The organism is Phenylobacterium sp. (assembly GCF_004799515.1).
Taxonomy (GTDB): domain Bacteria; phylum Pseudomonadota; class Alphaproteobacteria; order Caulobacterales; family Caulobacteraceae; genus Phenylobacterium.
Window position 1 is genome coordinate 49311 of the sequence record NZ_SSMX01000053.1, and the last position, 14934, is coordinate 64244.

Sequence of the window (14934 nt, forward strand, 5' to 3'; positions counted from 1 at the left end):
TCTACTGCGCCCCGCCTTGGTTCCCGCCCTCGTTCGCCACCCAGGCTTCCGCGCACATCCTGGTCAGGTCGCGGATGCGGCCGATGTAGCTCTGGCGTTCGGCGACGGCGATGGCGCCGCGGCTGTCCATCTTGTTGAACAGATGGCTGGCCTTCAGCACGTGGTCGTAGGCCGGCAGGACGATCGCCTGCCCCTGCGGGCCCTTGATGGTCAGGAGGCGCGGCACCTCGGCCTCCATGTCCTCGAACTCGCGCTTCAGCATGTCGACGTCGTAGCCGTGGAAATTGGCCTCCGACTGCTGGCGCTCGTTCTCCAGGAAGACGTCGCCATAGGTCATCGGCGCGGGGCCGTCGGGGTCATTGAAGGCCAACTCGGTGAAGTGGTCGACGCCCTGCAGGTACATGGCCAGGCGTTCCAGGCCATAGGTCAGCTCGCCGGCCACCGGCCAGACGTCCAGGCCGCCCACCTGCTGGAAGTAGGTGTACTGGGTCACCTCCATTCCGTCGCACCAGACCTCCCAGCCCAGGCCCCAGGCGCCGACGGTGGGGTTTTCCCAGTCGTCCTCGACGAAGCGGATGTCGTGCAGGCGGGTGTCGAGCCCGATGGCGTTCAGGCTGCCGAGATAGAGGTCCTGCAGGTTGTCGGGGTTCGGCTTCAGGATCACCTGGTACTGGTAGTAGTGCTGCAGCCGGTTGGGGTTCTCGCCATAGCGCCCGTCGGCCGGCCGGCGCGAGGGCTGCACATAGGCCGCCCGCCAGGGCTTGGGCCCCAGCGCGCGCAGCACGGTCGCCGGATGCAGGGTGCCCGCGCCCACCTCGATGTCGTGCGGCTGCAGGATCACGCAGCCCTGCTGGCTCCAATAGTCGTGGAGTTTCAGGATCAGGCCCTGAAACGAGAGGGGTTTGTCTGTCATGAGGACGGGGTTGTTCGCAGGCGCAAAAAAAGTCGGCGGACCATAGGGCCCGCCGACCTTGGCTTCAACCCGCAGCTGCCGTGGTTGCGGCGGCGCTGCGGGTTGGGCTTTTCCTGCTTCGGCTAGTTGCCCTTGGCGGGCGTGCGCTTGCCGGCATTGGACATCGGCTGGCCGTACTTGGCGCGATTGGCGGCGGTGTCCGGCACCGGGCCGTTCGTGGTGGTCGTGGTGGTCACCGACGCGCCGCTCGACGGGTCGGTGGCCGTGACCGAGGTCGACGAGGCCGTGCCGGTGGGCGCGGCGCTCGTGTCGCTCGAAGCCGACGCCGGGGGCGTCGAGCTCGGGGCGGTCTGTTGGGCGAAAGCCGAGCCGGCGGCCAGGGCGGTCGCGGCGGCGGCGGTGATCAGGGCGGCGATTTTCATGACGGGGGTCTCCAATGGCCTTCTCGGCAACTAGAAAGCCCCACGCCGGTGAAGGTTCATTTCTTCTTCTTGGGCGCCGGCGGGGCCGGCGTGTCCGCAGGCGCGGCCGGAGCGGCTTCGGCCGCCGGCTCCTGCGGCAGGGTCTCGGGCACCGAACCCGGGACCAGCACGGCGTCGATCACGTGGATCACGCCGTTGGAGGTGATGACATCGGCCTGCGTGATCGTGGCGTTGTCGGCCTTCAGCGTCCCATCGGTGGCGGTGCCGTCCACGACGATCTTGTCGCCGGCGCCGGTCGGCACGCCGCCGTGCGCGCCCTTGATCTTCGAAGAGTCGATCTTGGCGTTGATGATGTAGTGCAGCAGCGTCTTCTGCAGCGCCGCCTTGTCCGCCGACATCGCCGCGAGCTTGTCATCGGTCAGGGCCGCATTGGTCGGCGCGAAGACCGTCAGGCCCGGGCTCGACTTCAGCAGGGTCATCAGGTTCACCGCGGTCAGCGCCTTCACGAAATTGCTGAAATTGGCGTTGGTCTGCAGCGTCGTGTCGAGGCCGCCGTTCGGGACCAGCTTGCCGGCCGCCGGCGCAGCAGCCGCGGGAGCGGCAGGGGCCGCGGGAGCCTGCGCCAGGGCGGCGCTGGAGATCAGGGAGACGGCCGCGGCCGCGAACAGCGAACGATGGATCGGCATCAGGTCCTCGAGTTGAAGCAACAGCCCACTTTTGAATGAGGCTCACGGGGGAACGCGTTTGCACCACGCAGGTTCGCGATGTCTACGGGTCGCTGAGCCTAGGTTTCCACGTCACGGCTTCGTGAACACACCGTCGCCACCCTAGAACAAACCGGCTGGACGGCTCAATCGCCCAATTTCCAGGCATTTCCGGCTCACAGCGCCGCAAGATCGTGCGCACACGGCCTTCTTGCTCAGCTTGCCACCCCATTCGGACGCACTGCGGCGCGGCGTCGATAGCGTTCAGCGACCGCCGCGACACGGGGATGGGCACAAAGCGCGGCGGCGCCAAATCAACACTGAAGGCCGGTCCAGCCTCAAGGACCGCGCGGGAGCGAGCGGATGAAACTGATCATGGCGATCGTCAAACCCTTCAAGCTGGACGACGTGCGCGAAGCGCTGGTCGGCGCCGGCGTCGAGGGGCTGACGGTTACGGAAGTCAAAGGCTACGGCCGGCAAAAGGGGCAGACGGAGATCTACCGGGGCGCGGAGTACCAAGTGAACTTCCTGCCCAAGGTGAAGCTGGAGGCGGTGGTCGACGACGCCGCTGTCAGCAAGGCGGTCGAGGCGGTGAAGGCCGCGGCGGCCACGGGCAAGATCGGCGACGGCAAGATCTTTGTCCTGAGCGTCGAGCAGGCCGTGCGCATCCGGACCGGCGAGACCGGCGCCGCGGCGCTCTAGCGATCAGAACAAGGGGATCTGACATCATGAAGCTCATTGGATTGAAAAGGCTGGCGGGCCTCGCCCTCGCCGCCACCGTGATCGCAGGGCCGCTCGCCGGCTCCGCGCTCGCCCAGACCGCGCCGGCTCCGGCGACGCCAGCGCCGGCCGCGGCCGCGCCCGCCGCCACACCCGCGCCTGACGCGGCGGCGCCCGCAGCCGCTGCGCCCGCAGCCGCCGCCGCTCCGGCCGCCGCAGCCCCGGCCACGCCGAAGATCGACACCGGCGACACCGCCTGGATGCTGACCTCCTCGGTGCTGGTCCTGATGATGACCATCCCAGGCCTGGCGCTGTTCTACGCCGGCATGGTCCGCAAGAAGAACATCCTGGCGACGCTCGCCCAGAGCTTCGCCGCCACCGCCCTGATCACCGTGCTGTGGATGATCATCGGCTACTCGATCGCCTTCACCGACGGGGGTAACAACAACGCCCTGATCGGCGGGGTGAAGTACCTGTTGCTCGGGCCGATGGGGCTGAACGCGACCAGCACGCTGGCGCCGACGATCCCAGAGTCCGTCTACATGTTCTTCCAGATGACCTTCGCGATCATCACGCCTGCGCTGATCGCCGGCGCCCTGGCCGACCGCATGAAGTTCTCGGCCTTCCTGGCCTTCATGGGCGCCTGGCTGCTGCTGGTCTACTGCCCGATCGCCCACTGGGTCTGGGGCAATGGCTGGCTCGGCAAGGCGGGCGCGCTCGACTTCGCCGGCGGCACCGTCGTGCACCTGAACGCCGGCACCGCGGGCCTGGTCGCGGCCCTGATGCTCGGCAAGCGCAAGGGCCTGGGGACCGAGAACATGGCCCCGCACAACCTGGCCTACAGCGTCATCGGCGCCTCGCTGCTGTGGGTCGGCTGGTTCGGCTTCAACGCCGGCTCGGCCGTCACTTCCAACGTCCAGGCCGGCATGGCCGCGGTCGCGACCCAGATCGCCACCGCCGGCGCGGCCCTGGCCTGGATGTGCGCCGAGTGGATCATCGCCAAGAAGCCGTCGGTGCTGGGCATGGTGTCGGGAGCCGTCGCGGGCCTCGTGGCCATCACCCCGGCCTCGGGCTTCGTGAACCCGGGCGACGCCCTGCTCATCGGCCTGATCGCCGGCGTGGTCTGCTACATCTCCGCCGTCCACGTGAAGAAGATGATCGGCTACGACGACGCGCTGGACTGCTGGGGCGTGCACGGGATCGGCGGCGCCACCGGCGCCATCCTGACCGGCGTCTTCGCCTCGAACGCCATCAACTCCTCGTCCAAGGGCTGGATCCACGACCACAACTTCGGTCAGATGATCCTGCAGTTCGAGGATGTCGGCGCGACCTTCCTCTACTGCGGCGTGGTCACCTTCGTGATCCTGCTGGTGATCAAGTACACCATCGGCCTGCGGGTCTCCGAAGAGGTCGAAGTGGAGGGTCTCGACATCAACCTCCACGGCGAGATCGTGCACGGCTAAGCAAGACTAGCGCCTACAAGCGTACGGAACGGGGGTCCTTAGGGGCCCCCGTTTTCGTTTCGTGGACTTCCTATTCAGCGTCCGGCCAAGGGCCGCCCAGGCGGCAGCGTTGCACCCACCAGTGGGGCGACAGCGCCTCGATCCGCTCGGCCAGGCCCTCGGCCTCGATGTCGCCGGCGCAGAGCGCGAAACAGGTGCCGCCAGAGCCCGAGACCCGCGCCAGCAGGGTTTCCGGCTCGCCCGCCAGGGTCTCCAGCACCGCGCCCACCTCCGGAGCGACGGCCACCGCCGGCGCCTCAAGATCGTTGCGCTGGGCGGCCAGCCAGCCGGCCAGCTCCGAGGCGCTTTCGAAGGCCTCGGGCATGGCGGGCGGCGCAACGTCGCCAAACCGTCCCAGTTCGTCGAAGCGGCGGTAGACGCCCGCCGTGGAGACCGGCACGCGCGGGTTCACCAGCACCGCGTCCAGCGGCGGCAGGCCGGGCGCGGGGCTCAGCCGCTCGCCGCGCCCCTCGGCGATGGCCGGCGCGGCCCAGAGGCACGCCGGACCGTCGGCCCCGAGCGCCGCGGCCACCGCCTCCAGCCGGGCGTCGTCCACCGGCAGCTCCAGGGCCTGGCGCAGAAGGCGCAAGGCCGCGCCGGCGTCGCTGGAGCCGCCGCCGAGGCCCGAGGCCACCGGCAGGCGCTTGTCCAGGCTGAGGCCCAGGGGCGGCATGGGCCGCTGCGCCTCGGCGATCAAGCCGCGCGCGGCGCGCAGGACCAGGTTGTCGCCCTCGCCGTCCAGGTCGCCGGCGAAGGGTCCGGAGACCCGCAGGGCCAGGGCTTCGGCCTCGAAGGTCGAGAGCCGGTCGCCGACGTCGGCGAAAGCCATGAGGCTGCAGATCGGGTGATAGCCGCCCTGCCTCGGCGCGCCCACGTGCAGGAAGAGGTTGACCTTGGCGGGCGCGAAGGCGCTGGGCCTCATGGCTCCTTGGCGAGCTTGGGCGCCGGCCCGTCCGGCCCCAGGCCCGAAGCGAGCTTGGCCTCGGCGCTGGCCTTGATCTTGTCGTCCGGCTTCAGGGTCAGCACACGCCGCCACTGGAACTGCGCCTCGTCCTTGCGGCCCACCCGCCAGTAGGCGTCGCCCAGGTGGTCGTTGATCTCCGGATCGCCAGCCTCGAATTCGACGGCCTGCTCCAGCTTGTCCACCGCCTGCTTGTAGTCGCCCAGGCGATAGTAGGCCCAGCCCAGGCTGTCGATCATGGCGCCGGAGCGCGGGTCGGCGGCCACGGCCTTCTGCACCATGCCGAGCGCCTCCTGCATGTGCTCGCCACGGTCGATCCAGGAATAGCCCAGATAGTTCAACAGCTCCGGCTCATCGGGACGCTGTTTCAGGGCGGCCTGCAGGTCGGCCTGGGCGGCGGGCCAGTGGTCCAGCCGCTCCTGGGCGACGCCGCGGGAATAGAGCAGCCGCCAGTCCGGCGTCTTCTGATCGGCGATCACGCCGTCCAGCACCTTCACGGCCTCGGCGTACTGCTCGTCGGACCGCAGCAGGTCGGCCAGGGTGATCCGCGCGTCGATGTCGCCCGAGATCGCCGCGGCGCGGGCCAGCTTCAGCGCGGTCTCCTTGTCGTCGGCGCTCTGATAGGTCCAGGCGAGCTTGGCCTGGGCGGTGGAGAACTCCGTCGAGCCCGCCTTCGGATGGGCGTAGGCGACACGGGCGGAGTCGAGGTCGCCGGAGGCTTCCATCAGGTCGCCGACCATCACCCAGGCGTCGTCACGCGTGGGATCGAGGCGCAGCACCAGGCGCAGATAGGCGAGCGCCAGCTGGGTCTGCTTGGCCGCGATCATGGTGGCGGCCGGCGCGATCAACGCCTCGGCGGCGCCTTCGCGGATGGTCGGCGGCGGCGGGGCGGGCTTGCCGGCGGCGGCGCGCGCCTGGGCGGCCTTCACCGCCAAGCTGTCCGGATCGTGCGACAGGTCCTCGGCGTAGACCGCGAGCGCATCGACCCGGCGGCCGCGCCGCTCCAGGAAGCCGCCATAGGACAACACCGCCATCTCGGTGGGGTTTTCCACCGAGAAGGCCGCCTTGAAGTCGGTCTCGGCCTCGTCATAGCGCTTGGCGCGCTCGAACAGCGCCGCCTGGCCGAGCTGGCCGAAATAGTCCACCAGCCGGTCGCCGCGCACCTCGGGGCGGACCAGCGAGCCTTCCAGGTCGCCGACCTGGGCCGCCGCCCAGGGGGCCAAGAGGGCCGCGGCCGACTTGTGCGGGAAGGCGATGTTCTGGTCGGTGAGGATCGCCTTGGCGGCCTGGCCCTTGCCGTCGGCGATATCCTCCACGGCCACCACCAGCTTGCCGAGCCGCTTGGCCGCCTCGGTGGCGTCGTCGCCGGTCGGCGCCAGCGCCGCGGCCTTCTGGATCTCACCGGCCAGTAGGGCCGAGGTGAAGGCGCGCTCGGCGATCAGGCTATCGCCGGTCTCCTGCCGGGCCTGGTCGAAGAACCTGGCGGCCTCGACGCTCTTGCCGTTGTTCAGGGCGGCCTCGCCGGCCAGGAACATGCCATAGGGCGAGGCGTTGCCGGCGACCTCGCGGACCGGAGCGTCGGCGGAGGCCGACGGCCCGGGGCCGGCTCCGCCCGACGCGGTGGCGCAGGCGGCGAGGAGAACCAACGGGGCGGCGGCGAGGAGCAGGGAAAGGCGCATGTCGCGAACCTTCGGACCTAAGGATGGCCGCGGCAAGGCGGCGCGGCGTCACAAAGCAACAGTCGACGACCATACGCGCCGCAGGAGGTTTTGGAGCCCTTAAACCAGCTCCCTTTTGCAGGAACGGGCCGTCACATGTTCGGATAGTTCGGTCCGTCGCCGCCCTGCGGCGTGGTCCAGTCGATGTTCTGCGAGGGGTCCTTGATGTCGCAGGTCTTGCAGTGGACGCAGTTCTGGAAGTTGATCTGGAACTTCGGGTTTTCGCCCTTATCGTCATACAGGACTTCATAAACCCCGGCCGGGCAGTAGAGCCGCGCCGGCTCGCCGTACTTGGGCAGGTTGATCTGCACCGGCACCGCCGGATCGCGCAGCTTCAGGTGCGCCGGCTGGTTCTCGTCATGGTTGGTGTTGGACAGGAAGACGCTGGAGAGCTTGTCGAAGGACAGCACCCCGTCAGGCTTCGGATAGACGATGGGCTTGTAGTCCTTCGCCAGCCCCGTCGAGTCCGCGTCGTTCTTCTCGTGGTGCATCGTGCCCAGGAACGAGAAGCCGCCCAGGAGGGTGGTGCACCACATGTCGATCATGCTGAGCACCCCGCCCAACGCCGTGCCGAACTTCGACAGGATCGGCTTGGCGTTGCGCACCAGGTTCAGGTCCTTGCGCACCCAGGAGGTCTGGTAGGCCTGCTCGTATTCCACGAGATCGTCGCGCTGGCGGCCGGCCTGCAGGGCGGCGTAGGCGGCCTCGGCGGCCATCATGCCGCTCTTCATGGCGTTGTGGCTGCCCTTGATGCGCGGCACGTTCACGAAGCCCGCGCTGTCGCCCAGTAGGACGCCGCCCGGGAAATAGAGCCGTGGCACCGACTGCAGCCCACCCTCGGAGATGGCCCGCGCGCCATAGGCGATGCGCTTGCCGCCCTTCAGGTATTTGGCGATGTCGGGATGGGTCTTGTAGCGCTGGAACTCATCGAACGGCGAGAGCCAGGGGTTCTTGTAGTTCAGGTGCACCACGTAGCCGACCGACACATAGTGGTCGCCGAAGTGATAGAGGAAGCCCCCGCCGCCGGTCTGGTCGTCCAGCGGCCATCCGGCGGCGTGTTGCACCAGGCCCGGCTGGAAGACCTCGTCCGGCACCTGCCAGAGCTCCTTCAGGCCGATGCCGTACTTCTCGGGGTCGGCGCCCTCGCCCAGGCTGAACTTGGCGCGCAGCTGCTTGGAGAGCGAGCCGCGCACGCCCTCGCCGACGAAGACGTACTTGCCGTGCAGCTCGATGCCCGGCTGGTAGTCCGGGCCGTGGCTGCCGTCCTTCTGGATGCCGAACACGCCGGCGACGACGCCCTTGAGGGCGCCGGTCTCGTCGAACACCGCCTCGGACGCCGCCATGCCGGGATAGACCTCGACGCCCAGGGCTTCGGCCTGCTCGGCGAGCCAGCGGCAGACGTTGCCCAGGGAGGCGATGTAGGTCCCGTGGTTGTGGGTCAGCGGCGGCATGGCGAAGGTCGGCAGCTGCAGCGAGCCCTGCGGCCCCAGGATCAGCCAACGGTCGGCGGTGACCGGCGTCTCCAGGGGCGCGCCCATAGCCTTCCAGTCGGGGAACAGCTCGGAGATCCCCTTGGGGTCGATCACCGCCCCGGACAGGATGTGGGCGCCGACCTCGGAGCCCTTCTCCAGCACGGCCACGGAAACCTCGGTCCCGGCCGCCTGGGCGAGTTGCTTCAGCCGGATCGCCGCCGACAGGCCTGACGGCCCGGCGCCCACGATGACGACGTCATATTCCATCGCCTCGCGGACTTCGGCCTCGTTGGCCATTGGTTCGCTCATGCCCCGGCGCTCCGTTGATCCCTCGCCCGACTTATCGGAAGGTCACATGGCGGCGGTCAAGCAAGAACCATGCGCCACACGCGGCGAAAGCCGCGGTCTTGGGGAAGAAATCAGGCGGCCAAGGCCGCGGGGTTGGGGAAGAAAATCATGCGCCTGCTGGCATTGCTCTGCGCTTTCGCCTTCGCTGCGTCCGGCGCGGAGGCGGCGAACGGCCGCTGGATCGGCAGTTGGGCCGCCTCGCCCGCCATGCCCATGGCGGCGCCCGCCAACAATCCCGCCCGCGGCACGCCCACCTTCAACAACCAGACGATCACCCAGGTCGTGCGCCTCTCGGCCGGGGGCTCACGCCTGCGGATCCGCCTGTCGAACGAATATGGCCCGAAGCCGCTGCGCATCGGCGCCGTTCGGGTCGCCCTGGTCGGGCGGGACGGCGTCGTGGTTCCGGGCAGCGCGCACGCCGTGACCTTCTCCGGCGAAGCCGCCGCCACGATCCCGGCCGGGTCGCCCCTCCTGAGCGATCCGGTGGCCTTGCCCACCAAGGCGCTCGCAAGCCTACGCGTCGCCCTCTACCTGCCAGCCGACAGCAACGGCTGCACCTGCCACATGACGGGGATGGACCTCGTCTCGATCGCGCCCGGCGACGCCACCCAGGCGCCGCCCGCCCCCGCCAAGGACGCCCCCGACTACCGCGCCTTCCTCACGCAGGTCGACGTGGAGACCGCCGCGCCGCTGCGGCCCGTGATCGCGACCTTCGGGGACTCCATCACCGACGGCTACCGTTCGACGGACAATGGGAACCATCGCTGGCCCGACCGGCTGGCCGAGCGCCTGGACGCCGGAAAAAGGCCCTTCGCGGTGGTCAACCCGGCGATCAGCGGCAACCGGGTCCTGACCGAGCAGCTGCCGATCTTCGGCCAGAACGCCCTGGCCCGCTTCGACCGCGATGTGCTGGCCATCCCGGGCGTCACCCACGTGACGGTGCTGGAGGGCGTCAACGACCTCGGCATGACCAAGCCGACGCCGGCCGCCGCCGAGATCATCGCCGGCTATCGTCAGTTGATCGCGCGGACCCATGAGCACGGGATGAAGATCATCGGCGGCACGATCCTGCCCTATGGCGGGGCGGTCTACTTCAGCGCGGCCGGCGAGGCGGAGCGGCAGAAGATCAACGCCTGGATCCGCACCGGCCACGAGTTCGACGGCGTCATCGACTTCGACGCGGCGATGCGCGATCCCGCCAAGCCCGAGCGCATGCGCGCCGAGCTGCAGTCGGGCGACTGGCTGCACCCCAACGACTCCGGCTACCGGGTGATGGGCGAGGCCGTCGACCTCAGCCTGTTCCAGTGACCGGAGACGCCGCCATGCCGGGGTGGGAGAATTTCTTCATGGCCCAGGTGGGCGCCTCGGCGTCCCTCGCCGGCCTGGTGTTCGTGGGCGTCTCGCTCAACCTGAATAAGATCGTGAGCTCCGGCTACCTGCCGAACCGGGCGCAGGAGGCCCTGCTGGTCCTCCTGATGAACCTGGTGCTGTCCCTGCTCTTCCTGGTGCCCGGCCAGACCCCGGCCAGCTTCGGCGGCCAGGTGCTCTGCGGCGGCCTGTTCACCTGGGGGGTGATCATCTGGCTGCACGTGGACAGCTTCCGGCGCATGGACGCAGCCTTCCGCCGCCGCGCCCTGACCGCGGCCATCCTGGGGCAGGTGATGGCGGCCCTGATCACCGCGTCCGGCGGCGAGCTCCTGTTGCGCGGCGCGCCGGGTGTCTACTGGCTGGTTCCAGGCATGCTGCTGACCTACTTCGTGGCGCTGGCCAACGCCTGGGTGCTGGCGGTCGAGATCAACCGCTAGGCGCTAGCCCTCGCCGACGTAGGCCGCCTGCAGCGTGGCGAGGTCCAGCTTCACCATCTTCATCATCGCCGCCATCGCCCGTTCGCGGCCGGCCGGGTCCGACCCGTTCATGATGTCGAAGAAGCCGTCCGGCACCACCTGCCAGGAGAAGCCGAAGCGGTCCTTCAGCCAGCCGCACTGGCTGGGCTCGCCGCCGTCCAACAGCTTTTCCCAGTAGCGGTCGACCTCCGCCTGATCCTTGCAGCTGATCCAGAAGGAGACCGCCTCGGAGAAGTGGAAATGCGGGCCGCCGTTCAGGGCGGTGACCGGGAAACCATCCAGCTCGAACTCGACCGTCAGCACGCCGCCGGTCGGGCCCGGCGCGGCTTCCGGATTGCGCATGGTCCGCAGGATTTTCGAATTCGGGAACACCGAGACGTAGAAGTCCGCCGCCGCCTCGGCCTGAGTATCGAACCACAAGAAGGGATGGATCTTGGGCATAGGGACCTCCGGAAGGGCTGTTGGCCCAAAGGACGCCGGGAAAGGCGTTGTTCCGACATCGCACGGCGCTTTTCTCCAGCCAAATCACCGAAACCGCGATAGGCCAGGGCCATGGACCGCACGCCGCCGCTCCGCCGCCTGATCGACCTGCCGGGCGTGGCGGACCTGGAGTACCGCGCCCTCCTGAAGCGCGAGTTCGCCGAGCCTGAGGCCCGCGCTGAGCATCCAGAGATCGAAGCCTGCTCGCGGGCCAACTTCGGCCTCACCGCCGAGGAGGCCGAGGACCATCCGCGGCCCGCCGCCTGGGACAAGGCCGAGCGCCTGCCGATCCCCGCCCAGGTCCTGGCCTTCGAGGCCGAGGGCTGGGACGTCACCGACGACAAGCGCCGGCCGCTGCGGGTGCTCGGCCACTTCAACCAGCAGCTCTGGCTCGCCCTGCGCGGCGTGGCCGGGTCCCTGCCCTTCCAGCCGGAGGACGACCGTCCCGATCCCTGGGGCGTTTCCCTGGCCGCCGAAGCCCAACGCTTCCGCAAACGCTGAGGACGCCCGCCGCATGAAGCCTCCGCCCAAGCGCCTCTCCGACCTGAAGGGCGGCTCGCCGCCGGCCGGCGTCTACGCCCCGCCGACACCGAAGGTGTCGCGCCAGAAGAAGGGCAAAGTGCTCACCGCCGCCGAGAAGGCCGCCTTCCTGGCCTCGCGACCCGACCTCAAGACCTAGGCCTTGTCGAACACCACGACGAGATTGTTGGCCGGCATGGCGATGCGCCCGGCGAAGGCCAGGCCATGGGCCGCCGCTAGCGCCTTGACGTCGGCCAGGCCGCGCAGGCCCCAGGCAGGGTCGCGCCCCTTCAGGCTGGCGTCGAAGGCCAGGTTGCTGGCCGCGGTCTCGACCTCGGCTTCCAGATAGGGACCGTAGAGGAACAGGCGGCCGCCCGCCGTCAGCACGCGGCCGGCGCCGGCCATCAGCCCCTCGCTCGCCGCCCACGGCGAGATGTGGACCATGTTGATGCAGACCACCGCCTCGAAGGGTCCGGCCGGCCAGGTCGCCAGGTCCGCGGCGTCCAACCGCAGCGGCGGCGCGAGGTTCGGCGAACCGTCCGCCTCGCGCCAGGCGGCGATGCTGGCGAGGGCCTCGTCGTCGCGGTCGGTCGGCTGCCAGGTCACGCCGGGCAGCGCGGCGGCCAGGAACACCGCGTGCTCGCCCGCCCCGCTGGCCACTTCGAGGACGCGCGCCCCGGAGGCCAGGCGCGGGGCCAGGACCTCCAGGATCGGCTGGCGGTTGCGCGCGGTGGCGGGCGAGGTGCGGGCGGCGGCGGGCGGAGCGTCGGTCATGGCGCGGACCCTAGACCGATCGGCGGCCAGCGTCGCTGATCGCCCCGCCAGGGCTTCTGAGGTTGCCGCAGCCGGCGCAACGCGGTTCTGTGCGCGCCTCGAACGAGGAGAACCACCATGGCCGACGGAAACCCGGGCTCCGGCCTGCAGCTGCGCTCGCTGATCAAGTCCAGCGGCGAACTCGAGGTTTCGCTGGCCCGCGTCGACATTCCCGATCCGGCCGCCGACGAGGTGCTGGTGCGGGTGGAGGCGACGCCGCTCAATCCGTCCGACCTCGGCCTGCTGCTGGGCGCGGCGGACCTTTCCACCGCCAAGGCAGGCGATGGGCCGACACTGACGGCCAGCGTGCCGCAACAGCTCATGCGCGCCATGGCCGGCCGCGTGGACCAGTCCTTGCCGGTGGGCAACGAGGGCGCGGGAACCGTGGTGGCCGCGGGCTCGGATCCGGCCGCCCAGGCCCTGCTCGGCAAGACCGTCGCCGGCCTCGGCGGGGCCATGTACGCCCAGTACCGCACCTTCAAGGCCGCCGACGTCCTGCCGCTGCCGCCGGGCGCGAGCGCCGCGGACGGGGCGTCCTGCTTCGTCAATCCGCTGACAGCGCTGGGCATGGTCGCCACCATGCGCGCCGAGGGCCACAAGGCGCTCGTCCACACCGCGGCGGCCTCCAACCTGGGCCAGATGCTGCAGAAGATCTGCCTGGCCGACGGCGTCACCCTGGTGAACATCGTGCGCAACGCCGAGCAGGCGAAGATCCTGACCGACATCGGCGCCAGGCACGTCCTCGATTCCACCTCGCCCAGCTTTGTCGCCGACCTCACCGACACCCTGGCCGAGACCGGCGCGACGCTGGCCTTCGACGCCATCGGCGGCGGCAAGCTGGCGGGCCAGATCCTGGGCGCCATGGAAGCGGCCCTGGTCCGCACGGCCCCGGTCTACAGCCGCTACGGCTCGGCGACGCATAAGCAGGTCTACATCTACGGCGGCCTGGACACCGGCCCCAGCGAGCTGGTCCGCAACTTCGGAATGGCCTGGGGCCTGGGCGGCTGGCTCCTGACCTACTTCCTGATGCGCAGCCCGCCGGCCGAGGTGCAGAAGCTGCGCCAGCGGGTGGCCGACGAGCTCACGACCACCTTCGCCAGCCACTACACCGCCGAGATCGGCCTGGCCGAGGCGCTCGATCCCAAGGTCGCGGCGGCCTACAACAGGAAGACGACCGGCGAGAAGTACCTGATCAATCCGAACAAGGGCCTGGCCTAGGACCGGAATTCGATGTCAGCCGAGCCGCCGGCCGACCCCTACGCCGCCCAGGTCGCCCAGTGTCTGCACTGGTTGCGGGACAGCTTCGTCAACCACGCCGAGGACGGCCTTCGCCAGATCCTGGCCGTGGCGCCGGGCCACCCGTTGGCCGAACGTCTGCTGGGGATCGCCCTGTTCAAGCTCGGCCGCCAGGACGAGGCGATCGCGCAGCTGAGCGCGGCGGCGGCGCGCGATGCGGACAATCCGCGCGTCTGGTTCGACCTGGCCGTCGCCCTGCGCGACACCGGGCGCGGGGCCGAGGCGGCGGCGGCCTATGCGCGCGGGATCGAGGCCCAGATTCCGCCCCGGGACCACGCTGACGCCTCGCCGCCCCTGGCCAGCCAGGCCTTCTCCACCGAGTTCTGGCGGCAGAATTTCAAAGTGATCGACTACGACTACCAGGCGACGGTCCGCTACGGCGCCGGGCGGCCGGCGCATCCGGAGCTCGCCCGGCTGATCGGCGGCGGGCGGGAGCGGTACGCCGCCTTCCTGAATCGCCTCGGCGAGCTGCAGGCGGACTTCGCCAGGACGCCGTGGCGCGGCCGCTATGACGAGGCCGAGCCCTTCTGGCTCAACAGCTGGTTCCCGCCGCTGGACGGCATGGCGCTGACCGGCATGCTGCGCGACCATGACCCCAGGCGCTTCGTCGAGGTGGGCTCGGGCGTCTCCACCAAGTTCGCCCGCCGCGCGGTCAAGCTCTACGGCCTGCGCACGCGCCTGACCTCCATCGACCCGCAACCGCGCAACGAGATCGACCGGCTGTGCGATGAGGTCATCCGCCAGCCGCTGGAAGCCTGCCCGGCCAGCCTGTTCGAATCCCTCGAGCCCGGGGACATCTTCTTCCTGGATTCCTCGCACCGCAGCTTCCAGGGCTCCGACGTCACCGTCTTCTTCCTGGAGATCCTGCCGCGGCTGAAGCCGGGGGTGATCGTGCACATCCACGACATCTACCTGCCCTTCGATTACATCTCCGGCCACGTGCCCCGGCTGTGGAACGAGCAATACCTGCTGGCCACGGCCCTGCTGTTCGGCGCCCCGCGCTTCGAGATACTGTTCCCGGCTTGGTTCGTGGGCCGCGACTCAGCCCTGGCCGCCCACGCCGGGGCCGTGTTGCGGCAAGGTCCGCTGACCAACCTCGACCTCTACGGCGCCAGCTTCTGGATGCGGATCACCTGAGGCGTTTCCCCCGCGTGCGAGGAATTCGCACCTTGGTTGAGGCCCATTGCAACGCCCTACCGCCGCCCGCAGGGTCTGCATCGTC

At 69.7% G+C, this 14934-nt stretch carries 16 protein-coding genes; 8 read left to right on the forward strand and 8 right to left on the reverse strand.

Annotation, left to right across the window (positions count from 1 at the left end):
- Position 1: 1 nt before the first annotated feature.
- From E8A49_RS20735 to E8A49_RS20745, 3 genes are all read right to left on the reverse strand, one after another.
- A complete protein-coding gene (locus tag E8A49_RS20735) occupies positions 2–913 on the reverse strand; it encodes a glycine--tRNA ligase subunit alpha (protein ID WP_293386084.1) in 912 nt (303 codons plus the stop codon).
- 122 nt (positions 914–1035) lie between these two features.
- Positions 1036–1335, reverse strand: a complete 300-nt coding sequence (locus E8A49_RS20740; protein ID WP_293386086.1) for a hypothetical protein — start codon at positions 1333–1335, stop codon at positions 1036–1038.
- 56 nt (positions 1336–1391) lie between these two features.
- Complete coding sequence (locus E8A49_RS20745; RefSeq protein ID WP_293386088.1) at positions 1392–2021, reverse strand: fasciclin domain-containing protein; 630 nt, start codon at positions 2019–2021, stop codon at positions 1392–1394.
- Positions 2022–2402: 381 nt separating this feature from the next.
- On the opposite strand from E8A49_RS20745, the gene E8A49_RS20750 reads away from it, so the two are divergent.
- Together E8A49_RS20750 and E8A49_RS20755 are read left to right on the forward strand one after the other, a co-directional pair.
- Positions 2403–2741 (forward strand): P-II family nitrogen regulator, encoded by a 339-nt coding sequence (locus E8A49_RS20750; protein ID WP_293386090.1) that lies wholly within the window; start codon positions 2403–2405, stop codon positions 2739–2741.
- 26 nt (positions 2742–2767) lie between these two features.
- Positions 2768–4222, forward strand: coding sequence for an ammonium transporter (locus tag E8A49_RS20755; RefSeq protein WP_293386092.1), 1455 nt, complete (start codon positions 2768–2770; stop codon positions 4220–4222).
- Between the two features lie 70 nt (positions 4223–4292).
- Here the strand turns inward: E8A49_RS20755 and E8A49_RS20760 are convergent, their stop codons facing one another.
- The 3 genes from E8A49_RS20760 to E8A49_RS20770 form a co-directional block, all read right to left on the reverse strand.
- On the reverse strand, positions 4293–5183 hold the full coding sequence (locus E8A49_RS20760; RefSeq protein ID WP_293386094.1) for a 4-(cytidine 5'-diphospho)-2-C-methyl-D-erythritol kinase: 891 nt from the start codon (positions 5181–5183) through the stop codon (positions 4293–4295).
- A complete protein-coding gene (locus E8A49_RS20765) occupies positions 5180–6901 on the reverse strand; it encodes a tetratricopeptide repeat protein (RefSeq protein ID WP_293386096.1) in 1722 nt (573 codons plus the stop codon). The genes E8A49_RS20760 and E8A49_RS20765 overlap by 4 nt, the downstream gene beginning before the upstream one ends.
- A 131-nt stretch (positions 6902–7032) precedes the next feature.
- Entirely contained in the window at positions 7033–8709 is a 1677-nt protein-coding gene (locus E8A49_RS20770; protein WP_293386306.1) for an electron transfer flavoprotein-ubiquinone oxidoreductase, read from the reverse strand.
- A 159-nt stretch (positions 8710–8868) separates the two neighbouring features.
- On the opposite strand from E8A49_RS20770, the gene E8A49_RS20775 reads away from it, so the two are divergent.
- Positions 8869–10068, forward strand: coding sequence for an SGNH/GDSL hydrolase family protein (locus E8A49_RS20775; protein WP_293386098.1), 1200 nt, complete (start codon positions 8869–8871; stop codon positions 10066–10068).
- Positions 10069–10082: 14 nt separating this feature from the next.
- Positions 10083–10565, forward strand: coding sequence for a hypothetical protein (locus E8A49_RS20780; protein ID WP_293386100.1), 483 nt, complete (start codon positions 10083–10085; stop codon positions 10563–10565).
- 3 nt (positions 10566–10568) lie between these two features.
- Here the strand turns inward: E8A49_RS20780 and E8A49_RS20785 are convergent, their stop codons facing one another.
- Positions 10569–11045: a VOC family protein gene (locus E8A49_RS20785; protein WP_293386102.1), complete on the reverse strand. Its 477-nt coding sequence runs from the start codon at positions 11043–11045 to the stop codon at positions 10569–10571.
- A 111-nt stretch (positions 11046–11156) separates the two neighbouring features.
- On the opposite strand from E8A49_RS20785, the gene E8A49_RS20790 reads away from it, so the two are divergent.
- Both E8A49_RS20790 and E8A49_RS20795 read left to right on the forward strand, forming a co-directional pair.
- The gene (locus tag E8A49_RS20790) at positions 11157–11585 is read left to right on the forward strand and encodes a hypothetical protein (protein ID WP_293386104.1); all 429 of its coding nucleotides are present in this window, start codon (positions 11157–11159) and stop codon (positions 11583–11585) included.
- A gap of 13 nt (positions 11586–11598) precedes the next feature.
- Positions 11599–11763, forward strand: coding sequence for a hypothetical protein (locus E8A49_RS20795; protein WP_293386106.1), 165 nt, complete (start codon positions 11599–11601; stop codon positions 11761–11763).
- On the opposite strand, the gene E8A49_RS20800 is transcribed toward E8A49_RS20795, so the two are convergent.
- A complete protein-coding gene (locus E8A49_RS20800) occupies positions 11760–12377 on the reverse strand; it encodes a DUF938 domain-containing protein (RefSeq protein WP_293386108.1) in 618 nt (205 codons plus the stop codon). The genes E8A49_RS20795 and E8A49_RS20800 overlap by 4 nt on opposite strands.
- 117 nt (positions 12378–12494) lie before the next feature.
- Between E8A49_RS20800 and E8A49_RS20805 the strand changes: the two genes are divergently transcribed.
- Positions 12495–13634: a zinc-binding dehydrogenase gene (locus tag E8A49_RS20805; protein ID WP_293386110.1), complete on the forward strand. Its 1140-nt coding sequence runs from the start codon at positions 12495–12497 to the stop codon at positions 13632–13634.
- Between the two features lie 12 nt (positions 13635–13646).
- Positions 13647–14849, forward strand: a complete 1203-nt coding sequence (locus E8A49_RS20810) for a class I SAM-dependent methyltransferase (protein WP_293386112.1) — start codon at positions 13647–13649, stop codon at positions 14847–14849.
- The last annotated feature ends 85 nt before the right edge of the window (positions 14850–14934 follow it).

Excerpts from the sequence above, each read along its gene's own strand:
- E8A49_RS20735 (WP_293386084.1), bottom strand. The coding sequence starts at position 913 with ATGACAGACAAACCCCTCTCGTTTCAGGGCCTGATCCTGAAACTCCAC.
- E8A49_RS20740 (WP_293386086.1), bottom strand. The coding sequence starts at position 1,335 with ATGAAAATCGCCGCCCTGATCACCGCCGCCGCCGCGACCGCCCTGGCC.
- E8A49_RS20745 (WP_293386088.1), bottom strand. The coding sequence starts at position 2,021 with ATGCCGATCCATCGTTCGCTGTTCGCGGCCGCGGCCGTCTCCCTGATC.
- E8A49_RS20750 (WP_293386090.1), top strand. The coding sequence starts at position 2,403 with ATGAAACTGATCATGGCGATCGTCAAACCCTTCAAGCTGGACGACGTG.
- E8A49_RS20755 (WP_293386092.1), top strand. The coding sequence starts at position 2,768 with ATGAAGCTCATTGGATTGAAAAGGCTGGCGGGCCTCGCCCTCGCCGCC.
- E8A49_RS20760 (WP_293386094.1), bottom strand. The coding sequence starts at position 5,183 with ATGAGGCCCAGCGCCTTCGCGCCCGCCAAGGTCAACCTCTTCCTGCAC.
- E8A49_RS20765 (WP_293386096.1), bottom strand. The coding sequence starts at position 6,901 with ATGCGCCTTTCCCTGCTCCTCGCCGCCGCCCCGTTGGTTCTCCTCGCC.
- E8A49_RS20770 (WP_293386306.1), bottom strand. The coding sequence starts at position 8,709 with ATGGCCAACGAGGCCGAAGTCCGCGAGGCGATGGAATATGACGTCGTC.
- E8A49_RS20775 (WP_293386098.1), top strand. The coding sequence starts at position 8,869 with ATGCGCCTGCTGGCATTGCTCTGCGCTTTCGCCTTCGCTGCGTCCGGC.
- E8A49_RS20780 (WP_293386100.1), top strand. The coding sequence starts at position 10,083 with ATGCCGGGGTGGGAGAATTTCTTCATGGCCCAGGTGGGCGCCTCGGCG.
- E8A49_RS20785 (WP_293386102.1), bottom strand. The coding sequence starts at position 11,045 with ATGCCCAAGATCCATCCCTTCTTGTGGTTCGATACTCAGGCCGAGGCG.
- E8A49_RS20790 (WP_293386104.1), top strand. The coding sequence starts at position 11,157 with ATGGACCGCACGCCGCCGCTCCGCCGCCTGATCGACCTGCCGGGCGTG.
- E8A49_RS20795 (WP_293386106.1), top strand. The coding sequence starts at position 11,599 with ATGAAGCCTCCGCCCAAGCGCCTCTCCGACCTGAAGGGCGGCTCGCCG.
- E8A49_RS20800 (WP_293386108.1), bottom strand. The coding sequence starts at position 12,377 with ATGACCGACGCTCCGCCCGCCGCCGCCCGCACCTCGCCCGCCACCGCG.
- E8A49_RS20805 (WP_293386110.1), top strand. The coding sequence starts at position 12,495 with ATGGCCGACGGAAACCCGGGCTCCGGCCTGCAGCTGCGCTCGCTGATC.
- E8A49_RS20810 (WP_293386112.1), top strand. The coding sequence starts at position 13,647 with ATGTCAGCCGAGCCGCCGGCCGACCCCTACGCCGCCCAGGTCGCCCAG.